Annotated in this window: 1 protein-coding gene and 1 pseudogene; both read right to left on the bottom strand. The window is 39.7% G+C overall.

Going from position 1 to position 1,190, the window contains the following annotated elements; translation table 11 throughout:
• Positions 1-638: pseudogene (locus AC6F75_RS12105) on the bottom strand (MutS-related protein); the annotation flags it as partial.
• A 201-nt stretch (positions 639-839) separates the two neighbouring features.
• A partial coding sequence (locus AC6F75_RS12100; RefSeq protein ID WP_500715289.1) for an MmcQ/YjbR family DNA-binding protein occupies positions 840-1,190 on the bottom strand: 351 nt, incomplete at its 5' end.

Genomic DNA, 1,190 nt, shown 5'->3' with positions numbered 1-1,190 from the left:
ATGGCCAAAACATTCATCATTTTCGGAACAAAAAAGGAATGGGTTTTTAACAGCCGCACTACAGTTGCAGTAGGGGTTTCAGATTTTGAAAGTGCTGCATAGGCTGAAAATTCCTGACGCCAGGTTGCTTTTTCTGAAAGTTCTTTGATGGCTTCCTGTTTGTTTTGAATGTCGTCAACGGCATTGCTTTTCAGTTTTTTGGCAAGCGCAGTTGCTCCTTCACGGGTGGCTGTGCGGTTGAGGTATTGATAGAAAGAGCCTTTGCCAAACAGGTCGATATCCTGACTGAAATAATGCATATCTTCCTTAAATTCATTGCCCTCCGGAAAGTCAGATACTTCCCTTTTTAATGCTTTGAGTTCCTTATTATTGATAGCAATAAGTTCCAGCAATAATTTCTTCTGAAACGTAAGGTCGCTGTGACGTGAAACCAAAAAAACAAACAAGGCACTTCCCAAAATAAGTGTCGCAATGACACCTCTGGCATCGCCAAAAAAGAAATAGACCCCAAAACAAATCAAAACAAACACGCCCAACCGAAGCATACTTGAGGCAAACAGCTTTTGCCTGATTCTTTTGAGTTGCTTCTGAAAAGTTTCAATTTGAGCGGGGTAAAACTCGTGCGGTTGCTGTGCCATTGTAACTATTTTAAACGCTCCGAAATTACTCTGAAATTAATTAGCATGCAAAAGTATATATACAAGCATATTAATATACTCACTGGTAGTTGTCCCGCAAATCACGCTGATTTGCGCAGAAAGCCTAACTATTACATAAAAAATCTGCGGATATTTGCGAAATTTGCGGGCTAATTTTTAGCGAGTTGAATTTATAATATTTTACAAGTTCTTTAATTCAGCCTGTAGTTTTTTGGTGAGGCTCGAAACGATCAAATCATAGGAATGGTCAATGAGGTTGTATATCATTTCATCTGGCACATCCTGATTGATGGAAACAGTATTCCAAAGTTGTTTGTTCATATGATAGCCCGGTTGCACGGCTTCATATCCTGCACGTAATTCCAGGGCGCGGTCAGGGTCACATTTTAAGTTTACAGAAGGGGTTTCTTCTTCCCATTTTTTGAGTGAAGTGAGCGCAAACATTTTGTTCATCACTTTAAAAACCAAGGTGTCTTCGTCAAATGGAAAGTGTTCAGTGACGCCTTTTTTGCTGATGCAGTAGTTTCTGTA

Source organism: Planktosalinus sp., from assembly GCF_059864935.1.
The sequence above is the reverse complement of the archived record's forward strand: the minus strand, read 5'-3'. Positions and strand labels throughout refer to the sequence as shown.